At 40.2% G+C, this 21,607-nt stretch carries 18 protein-coding genes; 2 read left to right on the top strand and 16 right to left on the bottom strand.

Going from position 1 to position 21,607, the window contains the following annotated elements; all coding sequences use genetic code 11:
* Window positions 1-5: 5 nt before the first annotated feature.
* The 5 genes from LG307_RS10160 to hflX form a co-directional block, all read right to left on the bottom strand.
* Complete coding sequence (locus tag LG307_RS10160; protein ID WP_404450145.1) at window positions 6-407, bottom strand: hypothetical protein; 402 nt, start codon at window positions 405-407, stop codon at window positions 6-8.
* A gap of 126 nt (window positions 408-533) precedes the next feature.
* Window positions 534-1,868, bottom strand: a complete 1,335-nt coding sequence (gene glnA / locus LG307_RS10155) for a type I glutamate--ammonia ligase (protein WP_404450144.1) — start codon at window positions 1,866-1,868, stop codon at window positions 534-536.
* 69 nt (window positions 1,869-1,937) lie between these two features.
* Window positions 1,938-2,342: a MerR family transcriptional regulator gene (locus LG307_RS10150; protein WP_404450143.1), complete on the bottom strand. Its 405-nt coding sequence runs from the start codon at window positions 2,340-2,342 to the stop codon at window positions 1,938-1,940.
* A 563-nt stretch (window positions 2,343-2,905) separates the two neighbouring features.
* Window positions 2,906-4,171, bottom strand: coding sequence for an aminotransferase class I/II-fold pyridoxal phosphate-dependent enzyme (locus LG307_RS10145; RefSeq protein ID WP_404450142.1), 1,266 nt, complete (start codon window positions 4,169-4,171; stop codon window positions 2,906-2,908).
* A 12-nt stretch (window positions 4,172-4,183) separates the two neighbouring features.
* Window positions 4,184-5,452 (bottom strand): GTPase HflX, encoded by a 1,269-nt coding sequence (hflX, locus tag LG307_RS10140; protein WP_404450141.1) that lies wholly within the window; start codon window positions 5,450-5,452, stop codon window positions 4,184-4,186.
* A gap of 167 nt (window positions 5,453-5,619) precedes the next feature.
* Here hflX and LG307_RS10135 point away from each other — a divergent pair, with 167 nt between their 5' ends.
* Window positions 5,620-6,228, top strand: coding sequence for a trimeric intracellular cation channel family protein (locus LG307_RS10135; protein ID WP_404450140.1), 609 nt, complete (start codon window positions 5,620-5,622; stop codon window positions 6,226-6,228).
* Between the two features lie 39 nt (window positions 6,229-6,267).
* Here the strand turns inward: LG307_RS10135 and LG307_RS10130 are convergent, their stop codons facing one another.
* Entirely contained in the window at window positions 6,268-7,341 is a 1,074-nt protein-coding gene (locus tag LG307_RS10130) for a glycosyltransferase (protein WP_404450139.1), read from the bottom strand.
* A gap of 141 nt (window positions 7,342-7,482) precedes the next feature.
* On the opposite strand from LG307_RS10130, the gene LG307_RS10125 reads away from it, so the two are divergent.
* Entirely contained in the window at window positions 7,483-8,988 is a 1,506-nt protein-coding gene (locus LG307_RS10125) for a phytoene desaturase family protein (RefSeq protein WP_404450138.1), read from the top strand.
* Window positions 8,989-9,029: 41 nt separating this feature from the next.
* Here LG307_RS10125 and spoVK read toward each other — a convergent pair whose 3' ends face one another.
* From spoVK to tdh, 10 genes are all read right to left on the bottom strand, one after another.
* Window positions 9,030-9,962, bottom strand: coding sequence for a stage V sporulation protein K (spoVK, locus tag LG307_RS10120; RefSeq protein WP_404450137.1), 933 nt, complete (start codon window positions 9,960-9,962; stop codon window positions 9,030-9,032).
* Between the two features lie 305 nt (window positions 9,963-10,267).
* Window positions 10,268-10,495 carry an RNA chaperone Hfq gene (gene hfq, locus LG307_RS10115; RefSeq protein WP_010193436.1) on the bottom strand — a complete coding sequence of 76 codons (228 nt, stop codon included), beginning with the start codon at window positions 10,493-10,495 and terminating at the stop codon, window positions 10,268-10,270.
* A gap of 30 nt (window positions 10,496-10,525) precedes the next feature.
* Window positions 10,526-11,476 (bottom strand): tRNA (adenosine(37)-N6)-dimethylallyltransferase MiaA, encoded by a 951-nt coding sequence (miaA, locus tag LG307_RS10110; RefSeq protein WP_404450136.1) that lies wholly within the window; start codon window positions 11,474-11,476, stop codon window positions 10,526-10,528.
* Between the two features lie 94 nt (window positions 11,477-11,570).
* On the bottom strand, window positions 11,571-13,439 hold the full coding sequence (mutL, locus tag LG307_RS10105) for a DNA mismatch repair endonuclease MutL (RefSeq protein WP_404450135.1): 1,869 nt from the start codon (window positions 13,437-13,439) through the stop codon (window positions 11,571-11,573).
* Window positions 13,440-13,457: 18 nt separating this feature from the next.
* The gene (gene mutS / locus LG307_RS10100; protein ID WP_404450134.1) at window positions 13,458-16,070 is read right to left on the bottom strand and encodes a DNA mismatch repair protein MutS; all 2,613 of its coding nucleotides are present in this window, start codon (window positions 16,068-16,070) and stop codon (window positions 13,458-13,460) included.
* A gap of 131 nt (window positions 16,071-16,201) precedes the next feature.
* Window positions 16,202-16,741 carry an outer spore coat protein CotE gene (locus LG307_RS10095; RefSeq protein ID WP_404450133.1) on the bottom strand — a complete coding sequence of 180 codons (540 nt, stop codon included), beginning with the start codon at window positions 16,739-16,741 and terminating at the stop codon, window positions 16,202-16,204.
* Between the two features lie 245 nt (window positions 16,742-16,986).
* Entirely contained in the window at window positions 16,987-17,424 is a 438-nt protein-coding gene (locus LG307_RS10090) for a RicAFT regulatory complex protein RicA family protein (protein WP_404450132.1), read from the bottom strand.
* Between the two features lie 3 nt (window positions 17,425-17,427).
* Complete coding sequence (miaB, locus tag LG307_RS10085; RefSeq protein ID WP_404450131.1) at window positions 17,428-18,972, bottom strand: tRNA (N6-isopentenyl adenosine(37)-C2)-methylthiotransferase MiaB; 1,545 nt, start codon at window positions 18,970-18,972, stop codon at window positions 17,428-17,430.
* A 191-nt stretch (window positions 18,973-19,163) separates the two neighbouring features.
* Window positions 19,164-20,342 (bottom strand): glycine C-acetyltransferase, encoded by a 1,179-nt coding sequence (locus tag LG307_RS10080; RefSeq protein WP_404450130.1) that lies wholly within the window; start codon window positions 20,340-20,342, stop codon window positions 19,164-19,166.
* 21 nt (window positions 20,343-20,363) lie between these two features.
* On the bottom strand, window positions 20,364-21,404 hold the full coding sequence (tdh, locus tag LG307_RS10075; RefSeq protein ID WP_404450129.1) for an L-threonine 3-dehydrogenase: 1,041 nt from the start codon (window positions 21,402-21,404) through the stop codon (window positions 20,364-20,366).
* Window positions 21,405-21,607: the final 203 nt, after the last annotated feature.

Raw genomic sequence — 21,607 nt, 5'->3', positions numbered from 1 at the left:
TTTGTTTATTTTGGAGTAAGCGGCTTAACCGATATTGCTAATGAAGAATTGGTTACTAAACAACCTTCCAGATCCTCTTCCTTAATTAGGTTGAGTTGGATGGCAGCTTTGATTTTTGCATCATCAGGCTTTTTGACTGTTTTTATCAGTTCAGTCATTTTTAAAGCCTCAAGCTTTGCAATGGTTTCATCGGAGTACTTTTCCGATTTTCTCACCTGTCTTTGTAGCTTGTAACCTCCCATAATCACTTCTGCTTTTTCATCCGCTCCAAAGCTTTTGTCAAAATAAAGATGAAAGCGTTCCTTTAATTCTTCCATCTGTTGTTCTATTTCTTTTTTTTGTTTATTGCACTCATAATACTTTTCAATCATTTCAGCCGTTACGGTAGGATGATTCACTTTTGCCATATAGCCACTCCCTTGTACACTTACTACTAAAGCTTATTGGTGCGAAGTGGATAATATGACAGGACAAAAATCACAAAACATAAAAAAACCTTCGCAGCGAAAATGTGCGAAGATTTTTTAAAGATATTAGTACTGAGTCAGATACTGATCTCTTTCCCATGGGTGAACCTGAGTACGGAACATATCCCACTCGATTTCTTTTGCTTCAATGAAGTGCTCAAGTAAATGCTCACCTAGAGCAGCTTGGATAACTTCATTGGATTTTAGTTCTTCAAGTGCAGCATATAGTGTTGCAGGAAGATCAGCGATACCAGCAGCAACGCGCTCTTCTTTGTTCATCACATAGATGTTGCGGTCGATTGGTTTTGGAGCTTCCAATTTATTTTTGATTCCGTCAAGTCCAGCTTTTAGCAATACAGCCATTGCAAGGTACGGGTTAGCTGCAGGGTCTACACTACGAACCTCTACACGAGTGGAGATTCCGCGAGAAGCAGGAATACGGATTAATGGGCTACGGTTACGAGCGGACCATGCCACATAACAAGGTGCTTCGTATCCAGGTACAAGACGCTTATAAGAGTTTACAGTAGGGTTTGTTACCGCTGTGAACGCTGTAGCGTGCTTGATGATACCTGCAATGAAATGTCTTGCAGTGTCACTTAATTCCAAGTTGCCATTTGCATCGTAGAACGCATTCTCGCCATCCTTGAATAAAGAAAGGTTACAGTGCATACCGGAACCGTTCACACCGAACAATGGTTTTGGCATGAATGTAGCATGCAATCCGTGTTTGCGAGCAATAGTTTTTACAACTAGCTTAAATGTTTGGATGTCATCACAAGCTTGAATTGCGCTTGCATATTTGAAATCAATTTCATGCTGTCCTGGTGCTACTTCATGGTGGGATGCTTCAATTTCAAAGCCCATTTCTTCTAGCTCAAGCACGATATCACGGCGGCAGTTTTCACCAAGGTCCGTTGGAGCTAAGTCGAAATATCCACCTTTATCATTTAATTCTAAAGTAGGTTCGCCTTTTTCATCTAATTTGAATAGGAAGAACTCTGGCTCTGGTCCAAGGTTGAAATCGGAAAATCCTAGGTCTTCCATTTCCTTTAACATACGCTTTAAGTTTGCACGAGGGTCTCCATCAAATGGAGTTCCATCTGGGTTGTAGATGTCACAAATGAAACGTGCAACTTTACCTTTTTCAGAAGTCCAAGGGAATACTACGAATGTATCTAGATCAGGGTATAAGTTCATGTCAGATTCTTCAATACGAACGAAACCTTCGATGGAAGATCCGTCAAACATCATCTTGTTGTCTAATGCTTTCTCCAATTGACTTACTGGAATTTCTACATTCTTGATTGTTCCAAGGATATCCGTAAATTGAAGACGGATGTATTTTACATTTTCCTCCTGGACGATACGTTTAATGTCCTCGTGTGTGTACTTAGCCATAAATAAGTTCCTCCTCAAGATTTTTACGATTATAGTTTTAATAAAAAATTACTAAAAAACTCAAAAAAATTAATGGAAAAATCGGGACATGTCTCCTTGACGAAGACTAGTTCGATTATATCTTCCAGCCTGCATCATTTCTGCACGCAATAATTTGCGTAATTGGTCATCCGACAATTCAGGCTTAACAGCTTCTTTGGACACTTCTTCTGAAGGAGTCTCGTTAAGCTGTCGCTTGACTGTCATCAACTGTTTGATGCCAGCAATGTTCACTTTTTGTTCAATGAGGTTTTTGATCTCTAAAAGAGTATCCACGTCATTGAAGGAAAAAAGTCGGCGATTGCCTTCTGAACGAGCCGGAAATACAAGCTCATTTTCTTCATAATATCGGATTTGTCGAGCTGACAATTCCGTTAGTTGCATGACAATTCCAATTGGAAATAGCGGCATTGAACGTCTTATATTGTCACTCACTACAAATCCTCCTTTCATCATTTCCTATGAAGTTACTCTTAGTTTATGCGATGTTAGATAATCTGTCAAGAACATGTTAGGTTTTCTGACATCATTTTTGAGATTTTTACGTTTCGTAGGAATAATAAAGGATTTCTTTGATTTTGATTAGTTATGTAATTTGAATAGTACCCTTTTATGTATAGCCTGTTCTATTGATGTAAAAACATGATTTGGGGAATTTGTTGGGATTAGTTGACTGCGGGGGGAAAAGAAAGTGTTTTGAGACGATAAAGAGGCCATTATAAAATTTTATAAAGGCCTCTTACTATGGACTTTCGCTGCGAAGGAGTCCATTAGAACCCCTATAAAGACCTGCCGATACGGATTTTCATCCAGAGGAAGTCTTGAGAACCTCTATAAAGACCTGCCACTACCGAGTTTCACCCTGGAGAAGTCTTAAGAACCCCTATAAAGACCTGTCACTACGGATTTTCACCCAAAGGAAGTCTTTACAACCTCAATAAAGCCCCCCACTACAACTCTTTCACGTTAAAAAGGTCATTACAAATCCAAAAAACCTACTATTCCATTAACCCCTTACTAATCAAATGATCCACCGCACTGCATACAGCAATCTTTACATGCGAATACGTCAATCCTCCTTGAACGTAGGCCACATAAGGCGCACGGATTGGGCCGTCAGCCGTAAGTTCGATACTTGCTCCTTGGATAAAGGTTCCTGCAGCCATGATGACGTCGTCTTCATAACCAGGCATATAGTTGGCATATGGCGTGACATGTGAATTGACGGGAGATGCATATTGAATAGCCTGACAAAACGCAATCATTTTTTCCTTATCATCAAACTGTACGGATTGAATCAAGTCTGTACGATGTGCATCCCAACTAGGAGAGGTATTCATACCAAGCTCTTCCAGGAACGCAGCAGTGAACATGGCGCCTTTCAAGGCCTGTCCCACTACATGCGGTGCAAGGAAGAAACCTTGATACATTTCCTGAAGGCTGTAGAGGCTGGCGCCAGCTTCCGCGCCGATTCCAGGTGAAGTCATGCGGTAAGAACAAGCTTCCACCAACTCTTTTTTCCCAACAATATAACCACCAGTTTTGGCGATGCCGCCACCAGGATTCTTTATTAAAGAACCAGCGATCAAATCTGCACCAACATGACACGGTTCCTCAAACTCTACAAATTCACCGTAACAGTTATCAACAAACACGACCACGTCCGGTTTGATTTCTTTAACAAAACGGATCATCTCTTTAATTTCTTCTATTGTAAAAGAAGGTCTTGTTGCATACCCTTTTGAACGTTGAATACCGATCATTTTGGTGGAAGGCGTTATCGCGTTGCTGACTGCCTCCCAGTCAATTCCACGGTTGTTTTTAAGATCGATGGTTTTATAGCCTATATTGTACTCTTTTAATGAGCCAACGCCTCTTCCGCGAATTCCCACAATCTCTTCTAACGTATCGTACGGCTTGCCGGTGATGTATAGTAGTTCATCTCCAGGTCGCAGCACCCCAAACAGGGCGATGGAAATGGCATGTGTTCCCGAAATGATTTGCGGACGCACCAGGCCTGCTTCTCCCCCAAATACTTCGGCGTAGATTTTTTCTAACGTATCGCGGCCATTGTCATCATATCCGTACCCTGTGGATGGAATGAAATGGGAATCACTGACACGGTTCTCCTGAAAACTTTTTAATACGCGGAATTGGTTTGTTTCCACGCCCGCATCCACCTGCTGAAAACCTTCTTGGAGCTTTTCTTCTATTTTACGTACTATTGGTTCAATGACTTCCCCATGCTGTAATAAATGGAACATTTGAATTCTCCTCTATTTCTTCATTCTCTGCTGTATGACAGAAGCCAATTTGGAGTTATTAAAATAATACCCCGACAGTTTATAGCTTTCTGCCTCTTCCGTAAATTCCATAGTGGAAAGGACGGTTTCTTGTTTTAATTGCGCAATTAATTTTCCTTCTGCGGAAGGAACGACAATTTGGTAAATTTCCATTTGCTTTTTTATGAGCGATTCTATCTTTGTGGTCAATTGTAAGATGTCTCGAGTGTCTAATGCACTGATATGAAGTAACTCTTCATTATAAGCAGGTGTGAAACCTTCTGTTGTTTGGTCCTTTTTATTATAAATCGTTAAGACAGGAACACCTTCCACACCGAGTTCCTTGAGCAATTTATCCACTGTCTTCTCATGGTTGATATGATCGGGACTTGAGCTGTCCACCACATGCAGAATCAAATCAGCTTCCGTCACTTCCTCCAGGGTGGAACGGAATGCGGCCACAAGAGATGTCGGCAGGTCTTGGATGAATCCTACCGTATCTGTCAATAGTGCATGAAAGCCAGATGGCAAAACAACCTTTCTTGTCGTCGGATCGAGTGTTGCGAATAATAGATCTTCCTCAAAGGTACCTGCTTCTGTCATGCGATTAAAGATGGTTGATTTCCCCGCATTGGTATACCCGACTAAAGAAAGTTGAAAGGCTTGGTTCCGTTTTCTACGTTCTCTGTACCGCTCACGGTGACTGACAATGGAAGTCAGCTGTGTTTTGATATCCACAATTCTTCTATTAATATGTCTGCGGTCTGATTCTAATTTGGTCTCACCCGGTCCTCTTGTTCCGATCCCGCCTCCAAGACGGGATAGTTCGACTCCCTTTCCTCCAAGGCGCGGCAAGAGGTATTGAAGCTGAGCTAACTCCACTTGAAGCTTTCCTTCTTTTGATTTGGCACGTTGAGCAAATATGTCCAAGATCAACTGTGTTCTGTCAATGATTCTGGCATTTAAGATTTTCGATAGGTTTCTGTTTTGGCTTGGTGCCAGTTCTCCGTTAAAAATGATAATATCCGGTTCCAACTCTTCTTCAAGTTGGACTAGTTCCTCGATTTTTCCTTTGCCTATATATGTAGCAGGGTGAACCCTTTCCCTCTTTTGCGTAAGGGAGACCAGTACTTCACCATTAGCGGTTTTAGTTAACGATATTAATTCTTCCATGCTATAGAAGAATGCTTGATCATCATCTTTTGGCAACTGACAGCCTACCAGAATGACCCGTTCTTTGTCTTTCTTTTGCGTATCGTTCAAATGCGTAACCCCTTTTTCTAAAATAATGATGGAACAAGTGCCTTTATCATATCAAAATAAACGTTTTTTCTCTATTAAATCCTTTAAAACTATTGCATTCAGGCGTTTTTCTATATAAAATCAGGAAGGCTTTATGATTATGCATTTTTTTGATGGAGTGAGATTGTATGACTTGGGAAGTTTTCAGCATCATCGGTACCATTGCCTTTGCTATTAGTGGAGCGATTGTCGCGATGGAAGAAGAGTATGATATACTCGGCGTTTATATATTGGGAATAGTGACAGCATTTGGCGGGGGAGCCGTCCGGAATCTCCTTATCGGGGTTCCGATTTCTGCGCTTTGGGAGCAAGGAATGCTGTTTCAAGTGGCTCTTGTGGCTATGACAACCGTCTTCCTGTTTCCTAATAATTTATTAAAGCACTGGAGGAAGTGGGGCAATTTCTTTGATGCAATCGGCCTTGCCGCCTTTGCCATCCAAGGAGCATTGTTCGCTTCAGGGATGAATCACCCGATTAGCGCCGTCGTTGTTGCTGCAGTATTAACTGGTAGCGGAGGCGGTATTATCAGGGATTTGCTTGCAGGAAGAAGGCCGCTTGTATTGAGAGCGGAAATTTACGCGGCCTGGGCAATCCTCGCTGGTTTAATTATCGGATTTGGAATTGCCAGTTCCCCGATTGAACTTTATATTTTATTTGTAGGAATCGTTTCTTTACGGGTTTTATCCTATACGTACAAATGGAGATTACCTAACCGAAGTTTACAAAGTGCTGTTTAATTCAGGAGGTGAACTGCCTCCTGTTTTTTTTTGCAAATTTCACAGGTCAATTTTTCGTCCTTTCCAAGTAACATTCTTTTTGAAAAAGGTTTGGACACAAGAGTAGCCAAACAAGATAAAAAAGAATAGTAGATGAAAAGGAAATAATAATGCGGTACCCCACCCGAAGTTTCCGATAATTGCTAGCGTCCTCTTAAGATGCAAAGCGATTAACACATATCCGAGTACATATAGTTCTAAAGGAAGGGTTTGATAGCTTGTAAGAAATGTCATTAAGCCCCCAAGCCATATACAAATCAACATCAAATACCATATATTTGTTCTAGATGCTCCTGTTGCAAAGCTTTTGCTCCAACCATTCCATAGTGAACCAAAACCTTCTGGGTACATCCTCATTTCAATTGCTCCCATACCGCTAAAACATCTAACTTTTCCCCCATGCTTTTGAACCTGGAAGCCAAACGCCATGTTCTCCATCAATTCTCCCTGAATCGCTTGATGACCACCATACTTAAAATAATCTTGTCGATGAATCATAAGACAAGCTCCGAACGCCCCCTTAACAGGCAGCCATTTTCGCAAAATATGAAAGGCACCAAGGGACCCTATCACCACTAGATGAAAGAAGGAAGATAAGCTCTCATATTTTTCTTTTATCTTGTGATAAGGTTGAACAGAAAGCACTTCCCCCTCTCCCTTGTATGCCGTAAGCATATTTTCCAAGCCATTTTCTGAGATAATTGTATCCGCATCTAAAAATAAGAATATTTCTCCCCTTGCACGTAAAGCTCCGTTCCAACACCCAAAGGATTTTCCAAACCACCCTGCAGGAAGATTCTCTAATTTGACAACACGGGCTCCATAAATTCTTGCAACCTTTACAGTTTCGTCTGTTGAGTGGTCATCTACCACCATAATCTCTTTTACCTTACCGTGATACCCCTGCAGTGATTTTAATAAGACTGGAAGATTGTCTTCTTCATTTCTGGCAGGGATGATGACGGAAACCTTTTTCAGTAAAGAAGTCTTCTCTTGCTTAAACGACAAACTCGGAATATGAAAAAACAGTACTCTCCCAAGTAATAATGTCATAATCAATAATAATGCCGTCATTATTAACTCCTCCCATATACATCTAAATTAGTTTGAAAATAGAAAAAAAGGGTAAAATATAAAGTTGTATACACATAAATTTTACTTCTATCCACTAGACAGTCTAGTCAAACTTATTAGTTTTCATAAGGAGGAATAAGAATGAGAAAGAAAGTAGTAGTAATTGGTGGTGGCCTTGGTGGACTATCGGCTGCTATCCGACTGTCCGCCGACGGTTACGAAGTACATGTAATTGAAAAAGGAGAGCGTCTTGGAGGTAAGTTAAACATTCGTTCAGGCAAGGGTTTTACTTTTGATACTGGACCATCTATCCTGACAATGCCATGGGTGTTGGAACAGTTGTTTGCTAGTGCAAAAAGAAATTTACATGATTATATTACCATTGAAAGAGTAGAGCCTCAATGGCGAACCTTCTTTGAGGACGGAACAAAAATAGACGTAACCAGTGACCTTCCTAAAATGTTAGAGCAAATTAGAAAATACTCAGACAAAGACGCAAACGGCTTTTTCGAGTATTTGAATTATTGTAGCAAAATGTATGAGTACAGCATGAAGAGTTTTTACAAAAAGAGCCTATCGGGATTAGGTGAACTTCGGGCACTGCACAATCTGAAAGAACTTATCGGGATGGATCCAATGAAATCCATGGATCAAATCACAAAAAAGCATTTTGAAGATAAACATCTGCAACAGCTCTTCAATTTCATGATCATGTATATTGGGTCTTCTCCATATCATGCTCCTGCTGTCCTGTCCCAATTAACGCATGTTCAGCTTGGACTTGGAATTTACTATGTAAAAGGCGGGATGTATAAAATCGCCGAAGCTATGCAGACCCTCTTGGATGAAATGGGTGTTACGTACAGCTTAAATAGCTCCGTTCGCAAAATTACAACGGATGGAAAAAAAGCGACCGGGATTATCTTAGAAAATGGTGAAGAGATCACTGCAGACCTGGTTGTTTCAAACCTTGAAGCAATCCCGACCTATAAAACTTTGTTAAAAGATATCCCGATGGCCAATAAGGCTGCTGAGGATTTAGAAAAGTTTGCACCGACTGTATCGGGACTTGTTCTACTACTGGGCGTGAACAGAAAATATGACGAATTGGCACACCATAATTTCTTTTTCTCAGAAGATCCAGAAGAGGAGTTTCATACTATCTTCAACGAAGGAAAACCGGCACTTGATCCAACCATTTATATTGGTGTTTCGTCCAAAACAGATACATCGCAAGCGCCACAAGGAAAAGATAACTTATTTGTCCTCACCCACGTCCCACCGTTAAAAGAGGGAGAGTCATGGGATGAGTATAAAGATATTTACCGCGAAAAAGTTCTTTCTAAATTAGAAAGAATGGGTCTAGAAGGGTTATCCTCATCCATTGAGTTTGAATATTGCTTTACACCAAACGATTTAATGAACTTATACGGAGCAAATGGAGGCTCTATTTACGGCGTCGTGACAGACCGTAAAAAGAATGGCGGATTTAAAATTCCTTGCAGAAGCAAAATGCTTGATAATCTATACTTCACAGGCGGTTCTACTCACCCAGGTGGCGGAGTTCCGATGGTAACCCTTTCCGGCCAACTAACCGCTGATGCCATAAACGAAGATTGGGAACAAGTTAATAAAAGTATTGGATAAACAAGAATAGCAGCCGGTTGGCTGCTATTTTCGTTTTCGTATCATTTTAGAAGAAGGTCCCTTGCTTCAATCGTCATCAATTCTTTTTTATGAAAGCTGTCATACATTAAAAGGCGCATCGCTTGCGTCCTTATAGATTTCTCCAAGACATTTCTTATATAGCGGCCATTACTGAATGCAGAAGGAAGCAGCACACTTTTCATTTGGTTGAGGTGCTCTCGCATTTTCCACTCTGCCTCTTTGCTCATTACATATTCACGGTCTTTAAGCATTCGTTGACAGATTTCCATCAATTCTTCAACAGAATAATCAGGAAAATCCACAATAATGGGAAATCGGGAAATAAGGCCGGGATTCGTCCGTAAAAACTCTTCCATCTCACGCTGATACCCTGCAAGGATCAAGATAAAATCATGTTGCTTATCTTCCATATGCTTCACAAGGGTATCAATGGCCTCCTTGCCGAAATCCTTTTCGCCACCTCTTGCAAGCGAATAGGCTTCATCCACAAATAAGATGCCCCCCAACGCTTTCTTCACGAGATCTCTGGTTTTTTGCGCGGTATGACCTATATATTCCCCGACAAGATCTGCCCTTTCCGCCTCAATAAGATGACCTTTAGAAAGAACATTCATGTCGCAAAACAGTTTCCCTATCAACCTGGCCACTGTCGTTTTGCCAGTACCCGGATTCCCTTTGAACATCATATGAAGCACTTGTCTCTCTGTTTTCAACCCGAATTCTTCCCGCTTTTTGTTCACATAGATCCAAGCATATATTTCCTTGACCACTTTTTTCATTTCCTGTAACCCTACCAATTCCCCCATTTCCCGCTCTATTTCCTGCAAGATTGCATGGTTGGTAGGAGTAAGCGGTTCTTCCAGTGTTTGAACATGGGTTACTCTTAACGGCTTCTTCGTGCCGTTTAAAACAATATTTATTTTCCCATTCTGGTTTTTCATGGGTTGATCCAAGAATGTCCACCTCATTTCCGCGCCAAAATCCGACATATCCTGATGCAGTACACGAAATCCTATTTCATATTCTCCTTAATTCTGCACTTTTTCGATTACCTTCAACAAGTTTCATATATTTTCACCAAACTATTGACAAACTTGTCATATTATGCGCTTTCCCGAGAAATAATTCCCGATTTCTGCTCTTTATTTCCGCAATAAAACAAATGGAGAGATTTTCTCCAATTATTAACTAAATATATGATAATTAACTAGCTATATGTTTATTTTATGTAAAATAAAAAACCAGCATATAGCTGGTTTTAGGCTTCTGTTTCAATTTGTACATTCTTTGATGGAGAAAAGGTAGAGATCGCATGCTTATAAATCAACTGTTGCTTCCCTTCTGTTTCTAAAAGCACAGTGAAATTATCAAACCCTTTAATTAATCCGCGAAGTTGAAATCCATTCAGTAAGAAAACCGTTACACTTGTTCCATCTTTTCTTAATTGGTTAAGAACTTGATCTTGGATATTAATCGATTGCTTCATCTTTTCGTCCTCCTCTTATCTCTATCTTTCTTACTTATTCGCTTCAAGTTGAAGCTTTCCTGCTATAACCGTGAAAATTTGTGATAACTTTTGCTCAAAATCTCCATCTGTCATGTCAAACCAAGTTACATTCATTTTATTACGGAACCAAGTGAGCTGTCTTTTGGCATACCTTCTTGAATTTTGCTTTAAGTCATCTACAGCCTTCTCTAAAGTTACATTACCCTCAAAGAAAGCATACAGTTCTTTGTAGCCGATTGCTTGTATGGACTGGCAATCACGGATTCCGTTGTCATATAGAGATTGCACTTCTTTTAGCAACCCTTCTTGCATCATAAGGTCCACTCTGAGGTTGATTCTTTCATATAACATTTCTCTATCCATGGTGAGACCGATTAGGGCAATGTCGTACAATGGTTCAGGTTGCTGCGTATCCTGATACTCCGACATGGTTTTGCCGGTAGTGTAGAATATCTCTAATGCGCGGATTACTCTTCTGACATTATTGGGATGAATATTGGCAGCACTTTTCGGATCAATTTCAGTGAGCTCTTGGTGCAGCTTCTCTACTCCTATCTCTTGACTTCTCTCTTCAAGTCGAAGACGGGTTTCCTCATCCTTCCCACTTTCTGAAAATTGATAGTCATATAGGACAGATTGAATATAGAGGCCAGTACCGCCAACAATGATAGGAATATGTCCCCTTGAAGTGATTTCGTCGATTTTATTCCGGACATCCTGTTGGAATTCCGCAACCGAATAAGCCTCTTGGGGTTCTTTTATATCAATAAGGTAGTGAGGAATCCCCTGCATCTCTTCCTTCTTCACTTTGGCCGTTCCTATATCCATTGTCTTGTAGATTTGCATGGAGTCTCCGCTGATAATTTCTCCATTTAGCCGTTTAGCCAATTCTACACTTGTTTTCGTTTTTCCTACTGCTGTTGGACCAATTATTACTATTACCTTCTGCTTCTCTCCCAACGCTCACTCACTCTCTCAATTATTCTTTATCACAAGATATCATTATACCCACTTTTAATAGAGCTCAATCTAATTGATAAAAAATTTATTATTTTCACATGACCCGCTTAAACATTTTTTCCAATTCATAGGACGAAAAATGAATCAGTATCGGTCTGCCATGAGGACATGTAAATGGATTTTCCGCCTCTCTGAGCGTGTGTAAAAGAGCCGTTATTTCATCTTGTCTTAAATGATGATTGGCTTTTATGGCTGCCTTGCAACTCATCATGATCGCTGCTTCTTCTCTTAAGTCTGAGAGGTTTATTTTTCTTTTTTCTAAACACAATTGAATCATTTCATCAATAGTTTCTCTTTCTTCCCCTTTAGGAAACCAAACCGGATGAGCCTTCACGATGAATGTTTGGTGGCCAAAAGGTTCAAGGATGATACCTACTTCTTTGAAAACTTCCGCTTGCTCTTCCAGGAACAGATACTCATCTAAAGTACATTCGATGGTCAAAGGAATCAAAAGTTCTTGTAAATTTCTTTCTTCCCTGCCCAGCTTTTTGTAGAAATATTCATAATTTATTCGTTCCTGTGCTGCATGTTGATCAATCAGATACAGTCCATTTTCATTCTGCGCAACGATGTAGGTACCATGCATCTGACCTATCGGATATAGGGTAGGAATACGCTTCTCTCTCTTTTCCTCTTCTGACGATGGAGATGGCTTGATGTACACGTCTTCCTCTACATCGTTTCCATCAGTATCCAAGAAATCATCTTCGTCCAACCCTTGAGATTCTAGAATAGTTTGAGTCTCATTTTCACGGTTACTTTCCTGTTCCTTTTGGTTGAATAGACTATGTTCCTCTTTTATGGCAATTGCAGGCCGTTCAACAGGAAAATGCTCCTCTAAAGTAAAGATTTGTTGAGTGGGCTTCGTTTCATTGATATAGCCTGTCTGCTTTTTAGGGCTATTTGAGGGAATTAATTGCTTTTTGCCAAATACCTCTTTTATCCCCTGTGCAACCAACCTATAAAGTTCATCTTCCTTACTCAGCCTGACTTCCAATTTGGCAGGATGGACATTAACATCAACTAAAAGTGGATCCATCACTACTTCTAAATAAACAATAGGATATCTTCCAATCGGAAGGAGTGTATGATAACCTTCTCGAATGGCTCTGACCACGGTATAGTTCTTTACATACCGTCCGTTGATGATGGTAGAAATATAATTTTTAGAAGCCCGTGTCACTTCTGGCAAAGCGATATACCCTTTTACTTCGAAATCCAAGGATGTAAAGTGGATGGGTATCATTTTCTTGGCTATATTCATCCCGTATATTGCAGCTAACACATGCAAGCTATCACCATTACCATTTGTTGCGAGCATCCTTTTCCCATTATGACTAAGACGGAAGGAAATAGAAGGATGGGCCAGCGCAAGTCGATTCACCATATCAGAAATATTGCCTAATTCCGTGTGAATCGTTTTCATGTACTTTAACCTTGCTGGAGTGTTGAAAAATAAATGTTGCACCACGATATCTGTTCCTTTTCGACTGCTTGAAAGCTCCTGCGTTTCTAGCACTCCACCTTTAAAGCTCAAATGTGTCCCAGGTCCTTCCCCTGTGCTTGTCGTAATGTCAAAAAGGGAGACAGAGGCGATACTCGGAAGGGCCTCTCCTCTGAAACCTAGTGTACGGATACGGAACAAATCATTCTCATTCTTAATTTTACTTGTCGCATGTCGCTGGAAAGCCGTTAAACAATCTTCCTGCTCTATTCCATCTCCGTTGTCCAACACGCGTATTTTAGACAAACCCGCTTCCTCAAGCTCAATTTCGATGATGGTGGAGTTTGCGTCAATAGCATTTTCCACCAATTCCTTTACAACGGAGGCAGGTCTTTCCACCACTTCTCCTGCCGCTATTTTATTGGCTAAACTTTCATCTAATTGAACAATCTTCGCCATTCTATTCCCTCCTCCCTTTTAGGATTTTAATTTTAAGAGTTTCTGAATTTCATGCAGTTTATTTAACGCTTCTAGCGGTGTCGTTTCAAGCAGCTCTAGCTTTCTAAGTTTTTCAAGAGCTGCTTTTTCATTTTTAGACTGCTTATCGGACTGTTTTGTATCCTTCGTTTCTTCAAAGAAAGAAAGTTGTGCAAGCGGATCTTGCTCTGCTATATTGATTTCTTTTGTAGCAGCAATTTCCACACGTTCAGTTTGAGGTTGACTCTCTAGCTTTTCTAAGATGGTTTGCGCTCGTAAGATTAGTTCTTTCGGAAGTTCAGCTAACTCCGCTACATGAATTCCGTAACTTTTATCTGCAGGTCCTTCCTTCATTTTATGAAGGAATACCACTTTACCATTTTGCTCGACGACGCTAACGTGAATATTCTTCAGCTTCCCGAGCTCTTTATCCAATGACGTTAATTCATGATAGTGAGTGGAAAAAAGAGTTTTTGCTCCAATTTTATCATGAATATATTCGATTAATGCCTGTGCAAGCGCCATTCCGTCATAGGTCGATGTTCCACGGCCTATCTCATCAAATAGTATCAAACTGTTTTGAGTGGCATAAACGATGGCATTACGAGCCTCGAGCATTTCAACCATGAAGGTACTTTGCCCTGAGATCAAGTCATCCGCTGCTCCAATTCTCGTGAAAATTTGATCAAATATCGGAAGGGATGCCTCTTTTGCAGGAACGAAACAGCCTATTTGAGCAAGTATTGCTGTTAGGGCCACCTGACGCATGTACGTACTTTTACCCGACATATTTGGACCTGTGATAAGCAACATTTCATTCTCCTTATCCATCCAAGTGTCATTAGGTACGTATTCATTCGCATCCATCACTTTTTCCACTACTGGATGACGTCCCTCTTTGATGTATACCTTTCTTTCCTCATTAAAGGAAGGTCGTGTGTAATACCGGTCCTCACTGATGGTTGCAAAACATTGAAGAACATCGATTTCACTGACCGCTTTTGCAAGTTTCTGCAGTCTTGGGATGTATGCTTTCACTTCTTCACGCAGTTTCAAGAAAAGCTCGTATTCTAGTGCGACAATCTTTTCCTCGGCTTCTAAAATAAGCGTCTCTTTTTCTTTTAGTTCTTCTGTAATATACCGTTCTGCGTTGGCAAGTGTCTGCTTTCTCTCATACCTGCCTTCGGGAAGGGAAGCTATGTTCGCCTTTGTTATTTCAATATAATAACCAAAAATCCGATTATAGCCTATTTTAAGCGATCGTATTCCCGTTAAATCTCGCTCTCTTTTTTCCAATTCGGCAATCCAGGTCTTGCCGTTTCTTCTGGCATCCCGGTATTTATCCAATTCCTCATGGAATCCGTCTTTCATCATGTTTCCTTCTTTGACAGACAACGAAGGCTGTTCAATCAAGCTGTCCTGAAGAAGGGTTGTCAATTCTTCACACTCATCCATGTTGTCGAGTATCGAAGTATGATTAATCGGCAGTTTTTGAACCATCGATTTAAGATGAGGAATTTGTGAAAGAGATTTGCGTAATTGCACAAGGTCTCTTGCATTAACATTTCCAAACGCCACTCTTCCGGCAAGCCTTTCAAGGTCATAGACTTCTTTTAATAACTCTCGTATTTCTTGTCTTGTAAAATACTCTTTTATTAAAGTTTCCACCATATCATGACGTTTTTCTATTTCTACAGGGTTTATTAATGGCCTGTCCACCCATTGCTTTAACAAGCGACCACCCATTGCCGTAACAGTTTGATCCAATAACCAGAGCAAGGAACCTTTTTTCCCTTTTGACCGGATGGTTTCAGTCAACTCCAGATTTCGCTTGGAGAAGAGGTCTATCTTCATTGATTGATTTAATTCAAAAAATCTTGCCGGTTGAAGATGATCAAGACTGCGCTTTTGGGTTCTCTTTAAGTAGTGAAGCAGTCGCCCAACAGTGATCCGCAATTTTTCTTGTTCTAAATTCCGGACTATAGGATCAAATTCCATTGGAATATCAGTTGCTTCCTCATAGGAGCATGTGGTTATCATTCTTTCTTTTATCATATGGACAAGGTTTGACGGAAAGTTGTCTGAAACAACTATTTCCTTCGCACCAATGGAATATACCTCATTCACCAATTGCTGAATGGGTCCGGTAATAACGGTCGTATGCAGCTCCCCTGTGGAAAGATCTGCGTATGCAAGTCCAAATGTCTCATCGTCAAAATGTGTGATGGAAGTTAAAAAGTTGTTTTGCTTGTCAGAAAGACCTTTGGTTTCCATTACGGTACCGGGAGTGATCAGTTGAACTACTTCACGTTTCACGACCCCTTTAGTCAGTTTAGGATCTTCTACTTGCTCACAAATAGCTACTTTATACCCTTTTTCAATGAGTTGATCTATATAATTAGGAGCCGAATGGTGGGGCACCCCGCACATGGGGATTCGCTCATTTCCTCCACCATCACGGCTGGTTAATGTAATTTCAAGTTCTTGAGATGCTTTTGTCGCATCTTCAAAAAACATTTCGTAAAAATCGCCCAGGCGAAAAAATAAAAAGGCATCTTGATAGTCTGCCTTTACTCTCAGGTATTGCTGTATCATCGGCGTATAAGAAGCCATCGTAATCCCCCAACTATTGTTTTTTGCTGCTTTATTATATCATATTTTGGCGTATCAGGGGTGATTGTGGAAACAGCGGCATCTAACATCAAATACAAAAAAACCAGGAAGCATCATGCTTCCCAGTTCCTTTACTCTTCGTAACCATCGACGATAAAGTCTGGATTCAAGTCTTCAAACTCATCCTCATCAACATCCCAGTCATTATCATCCGCTAATGAATCTGGATGTACTTCAACTGTGATTTTGGTTTCCCCAATAATTTCAGTGAGGAATTCTCTTTCCACTTGCACTTCCACTTTTGCTTCCTTGTCTGCGATGCTCGCTTCTAAGCAATTGGGCTGTTGTAGGACACGCGCAATTACTTCATGATCTTCACCAAGGCTGTTATCATCTTTATACCTTAGCTTGACGACATCTTTGTAGGAAACCGTTTCCGTCACTACCTCCGTCTTGGTATTGTCACTGTGTGAATACCAGACGTTGATATCATATTTCCCTATTACTTCCACCGTATCGCCCGCTTTTTTCGCATCATACGTATGGTTAATGACCCAGCATCCTAAAATGCTTGTAGGACGATGCGAGGGACTTATCGTGTGCTTTGACTGCGTAAACTTTCTACCTTTGCCGGTTACTGCTCTTGTGATAATTTCTCTGTATTCAGACATTCGAGCATACACCCTCCTCATTACAATCTTCATTTCATCCTATGCGGGTTAAATGACAATTGTGATTAGATTGAATTTGCTGCATAACTAAATGATTTCTAACACATTAACGTATAGTTCATTCTATGCAAGCTTATCTGGATATGTGCCTATTTTTTGAAAAAATCACAAGATAAAGCAGGCGATAAAAAAAGCATGGAAATAAGAATCCATGCTTCAGAAAATATATTCAAATTTGCATTAAATTATGAACAGCTTCCGCCGCCGTATGTGGTGTTTTTTACGTAGGAGCCGGTTTCTCCGCGCAGGACGTCTCCGCCAGTTGCCACGATGATTTCATCTGTTACTGTTTTGGAAATGTAAGAAGAAACTAGTTGTAAAAGGTCATTTACATTTGTTTGGGACGTTTTGAATTCTTGAACAATTGGAATCTCGTCCAATTCTGCCAGAATAGCATCCAATTTCGCTTCTGTTTTCTTTAAAGCTTCCGTCTTTCCATAGTGTTGGAAATTAACAGCCTGCTTTTGCAAGCTCTTCACACTTGCAACCATTTCTTTAATCTTTTGATTTTCATTGATTTGTGCTTCAGCACGTTGGAAGTATTCCACTTCTTCTGTGTCCGCTATCATTTGTGCCAATTCTTTTGCTCTTTCCACTATTTCTGCTCTTGTATACTTTGCCATTTTTTATACCTCCAGTGCTTGTTCTGCTACTTCTTCCACTAATTCTCCATCTAATGTCCAAGTTTTAGCTTTTACAACTTTCACTTTGACCATTTTACCGATGACAGATTTTGGTGCTTTAAAGTTTACTAATTTACTTTTACTTGTGTATCCTGCAAGGACATCCGGATTTTTCTTACTTTCCCCTTCAACTAACACTTCTACAATCTGTCCTTCGTATTCTTTTAACTTCTTGGCAGAAATCTCATTTACAAGTGCGTTAAGTCTTTGAAGACGCTCTTTCTTAACTTCAAGCGGAACATTATCCTCCATTTTCGCAGCAGGAGTACCTTCCCGTGGAGAATAAATGAACGTATATGCTGTATCAAATTCCACTTCACGATACAGAGACATCGTTTCCTCAAACTGTTCTTCTGTTTCGTTAGGGAACCCAACAATGATATCGGTTGTTAAGGATACATTCGGCATTGCCGTCTTGATTTTCCCAACCAACTCAAGGTAACGTTCTCTATCATATTTACGTGCCATCAATTTCAAAATTTCGGAGCTACCAGATTGCACTGGTAAGTGAATATGATCAAGCAAATTGCCGCCCTTAGCAAGTACTTCCACCAAGCGATCATCAAAGTCTCTTGGGTGACTTGTTGTAAAGCGAATTCGCGGAATGTCTATTTTACGGATTTCATCCATTAAATCGCCTAGTCCATAGCTCATATCCTCGAAATCTTTTCCATAAGCATTCACATTCTGTCCAAGCAGTGTAATTTCTTTATACCCTTGCGCTGCCAAATGGCGCACTTCTTGGATGATATCTTCTGGACGTCTACTGCGCTCTTTCCCTCGGGTATACGGCACGATACAGTACGTGCAGAACTTATCACAGCCGTACATGATGTTTACCCATGCTTTGATTTCACCTTTACGGTTCTTCGGAAGGTTCTCAATGACATCCCCTTCTTTAGACCAAACTTCAATGACCATTTCTTTGGACATATAAGCGTCCTTTAAAATGTTGGGAAGTCGATGAATATTATGAGTTCCAAAGATCATGTCCACTTGCTGATAGGTTTTTAGAATCTTGTTTACGACTGACTCTTCCTGGGACATACAACCGCAAACACCAATTAATAGACCTGGTCTTGATTTTTTCAATGTCTTTAAGTGGCCTAGCTCTCCAAAAACTTTGTTCTCTGCATTTTCCCGGATTGCACAGGTATTTAAAAGGATAACATCCGCATCATTTACTGTATAGGTCGGCTCGTAACCTAAAGCAAGAAAGATCCCTGCCATTACTTCCGTGTCATGTTCATTCATCTGACAACCATACGTACGAATATAAAATTTCTTGCCAACCCCAAGGTTTTTAAATTCATCGGAAATTGAAAAATCTTGATAAGCAACTTCTTCTTTTCCGCGTTTTTTTGCATCTTTTAGGGAAGGTGGTACATAAACAGACTCAAAGTATTTACTGAAATCCTTTTCGGATTTTTTGTCCGAAGAATTTCCAGTCAATACTTGTCCTGCTTCCACTCTTTGTTTCTCATTCATTGTGATAACTCCTTTCCAGAAAAGTAGAGCGCATAAAACCCTACACATTAACATAGTATATAATTTTATGGCTTCTTAAACAATAAAAATGGAGAAGTTTACATAAATCTACATATTTAAGAGATAGGTAAGCTCCTAAAGAGCAAATACACAACAAGAGAGACACATATAAGGTGTCTCTCTTTGCATTATTACGATATGATTCCTAATTCTTTGCCCGCTTTTTCGAAGATGTCCAATGCTTCTTGAAGCTCTTCTTTTGAATGCTGGGCAGTTACGATTGTTCTTACACGAGCAAGTCCTTTTGCAACGGTCGGGAATGCGATACCTTGTGCAAAAACACCGTACTCTAACAGCTTATCAGAAAATTTATGAGACAGTGCTTCGTCACCTACAATAACTGGTGTAACCGGTGTTTGGCTTTCCCCGGTATTAAAACCAAGTTTCAGAAGTCCATCTTTAAAGAATTTGGCATTATCCCATAGTTTTTCAATAAGTTCAGGCTCTTCAAGTAAAACTTGGATTGCTTCATCACATGCAGCTGTTACTGCTGGTGGATGGGAAGTACTGAATAAGAACGGACGGCCTTTATGAATAAGGTAATCAATTAATGAACGGGAGCTCGCTACATATCCACCTAGAACGCCGACAGCTTTACTTAATGTACCAACTTGAATATGAACGCGTCCATCTAATCCAAAGTGATTTACAGTACCACGGCCGTTTTCGCCAAGTACGCCTGAAGCATGCGCATCGTCTACCATTACTAGCGCGTCATACTTTTCAGCCAGCTCCACAATTTTATCAAGTGGTGCAATATTTCCATCCATAGAGAATACGCCGTCTGTAACAATTAGACGTTTGCGGTACTCAGTAGATTCTCTTAACGCACGTTCTAAATCTTCCATATCCACATGCTTGTACACTTTACGTGCAGCCTTTGTCAATCTGATTCCATCAATAATGGACGCATGATTTAACGCATCTGAGATTACAACATCTTCTGGGGAAAGAATTGCAGATAAAACTCCTTGGTTTGTTGTAAAGCCGGATTGGAACACAAGACTTGCTTCTGTATGTTTAAACTTTGCTAATTTTTCTTCTAATTGCTCATGCATAGTGAATGTACCGGCAATTGTACGGACTGATCCTGTTCCGGCACCGTATTTTTCAACCGCTTCTAGTGCAGCTTTTACTAAGCGAGGATGAGTAGTCAAACCTAAATAGTTATTGGAAGAAAGCTGTATCACTTCTTTTCCGTTTATAACCACTTTGGATCCCTGATCGGACTCTAAAGGTATCAATTTACGGAATGTACCTTGTTCTTTCATTTGATCTAACTCTTCTTGTAAGTATTCAAAACCTTTCATCTTAACCCCTCCTGTTTTCTATTATGGTTGTAGTACAACTTTACCACATTGACCGGAAATCATTAAATCAAAGCCTTTTTCGAACTCCTCAAGTGGAAAGTGATGAGTGATCATCGGTTTAACATCAACTTGACCTGATTTTAAAAGACTTGAAACTTGCTGCCATGTAGAATACATCTTTCGTCCTGTGATTCCTTGAACCGTAACACCTTTGAAGACAATATCGTTGGTGATATCAAGCTCAACAGGACGGACAGGTAGGCTCAAGATAGATACTCTTCCGCCATTTGTAATCATTTTAAATCCTTGATTCATCGCAATTGGATGGCCAGACATCTCACATACCACTTCCACACCGTGTCCGTCTGTCAATTTCATGACTTCTTCCACCGGGTTGGCTTCTTTTGCATTGATAACCGTAGTAGCTCCCATTTTTGTAGCAAGATCTAAACGATATTCATTCAAGTCAATGGCAATAACTTGTGAAGCACCTGCTGCTTTAGCAACCCCAACAGCCATGATTCCGATTGGACCACAACCGATAACTGCCACAGATTTTCCGGTTACATCCCCTGCAAGTACTGTATGAACTGCATTTCCCATAGGCTCCTGCACAGAAGCAACATCATAAGGCATATCTTTAGGGTTTTTCCAAACATTCACTGCAGGAAGAGCGACATACTCAGCAAAACAGCCTTGCGTGTCTACCCCAATAATTTTGGTATCTTTACAAATATGGTAATCACCCTTCAAACATTGTGGGCATTTGTAGCAAACGATATGCGTTTCAGCAGAAACTTGGTCACCTAACTGAACATTGTTAACCTTGCTTCCAACTTCAACAATCTCTCCTGCAAATTCATGTCCGAATGCATATGGAGGGTTCACTCTGCTTTGGGACCACTCATCCCATGTATAAATATGAACATCCGTACCACAAATGGATGTTGCTTTCACTTTTATTAACACTTCATCTTCTTTTATTTTAGGTATATCTATCATTTGAAGTTCCGCACCATACCCGCGATGATGCTTCACAATCGCCTTCATTTTTCCATTCACAGAGAACACTCCCTTATAAAAATAAAACTAATAATCTTAAATACTAGTAAGAGTGTATCATCTATAAGGATGTGTGTAAACCGAGTTGTCCACTGGATACGGACAACTGAGTATGTCAGATAAAATATTTATATTTTTTTCGTCAGTAAGTAAGCGTTTACATGTATAGGATTAAAAAAGGCCCAGCAATTAAGCTGGGACTT

Source organism: Sutcliffiella horikoshii, from assembly GCF_044809035.1.
Classification (GTDB): domain Bacteria; phylum Bacillota; class Bacilli; order Bacillales; family Bacillaceae_I; genus Sutcliffiella_A; species Sutcliffiella_A horikoshii_G.
The sequence above is the reverse complement of the archived record's forward strand: the minus strand, read 5'-3'. Positions and strand labels throughout refer to the sequence as shown.

Excerpts from the sequence above, each read along its gene's own strand:
- mutL (WP_404450135.1), bottom strand. The coding sequence starts at position 13,439 with ATGGCGAAGATTGTTCAATTAGATGAAAGTTTAGCCAATAAAATAGCG.
- LG307_RS10095 (WP_404450133.1), bottom strand. The coding sequence starts at position 16,741 with ATGTCTGAATACAGAGAAATTATCACAAGAGCAGTAACCGGCAAAGGT.
- LG307_RS10125 (WP_404450138.1), top strand. The coding sequence starts at position 7,483 with ATGAGAAAGAAAGTAGTAGTAATTGGTGGTGGCCTTGGTGGACTATCG.
- miaB (WP_404450131.1), bottom strand. The coding sequence starts at position 18,972 with ATGAATGAGAAACAAAGAGTGGAAGCAGGACAAGTATTGACTGGAAAT.
- LG307_RS10145 (WP_404450142.1), bottom strand. The coding sequence starts at position 4,171 with ATGTTCCATTTATTACAGCATGGGGAAGTCATTGAACCAATAGTACGT.
- LG307_RS10090 (WP_404450132.1), bottom strand. The coding sequence starts at position 17,424 with ATGGCAAAGTATACAAGAGCAGAAATAGTGGAAAGAGCAAAAGAATTG.
- LG307_RS10160 (WP_404450145.1), bottom strand. The coding sequence starts at position 407 with ATGGCAAAAGTGAATCATCCTACCGTAACGGCTGAAATGATTGAAAAG.
- hfq (WP_010193436.1), bottom strand. The coding sequence starts at position 10,495 with ATGAAGCAATCGATTAATATCCAAGATCAAGTTCTTAACCAATTAAGA.
- LG307_RS10080 (WP_404450130.1), bottom strand. The coding sequence starts at position 20,342 with ATGAAAGGTTTTGAATACTTACAAGAAGAGTTAGATCAAATGAAAGAA.
- LG307_RS10135 (WP_404450140.1), top strand. The coding sequence starts at position 5,620 with ATGACTTGGGAAGTTTTCAGCATCATCGGTACCATTGCCTTTGCTATT.
- LG307_RS10130 (WP_404450139.1), bottom strand. The coding sequence starts at position 7,341 with ATGACGGCATTATTATTGATTATGACATTATTACTTGGGAGAGTACTG.
- glnA (WP_404450144.1), bottom strand. The coding sequence starts at position 1,868 with ATGGCTAAGTACACACACGAGGACATTAAACGTATCGTCCAGGAGGAA.
- mutS (WP_404450134.1), bottom strand. The coding sequence starts at position 16,070 with ATGGCTTCTTATACGCCGATGATACAGCAATACCTGAGAGTAAAGGCA.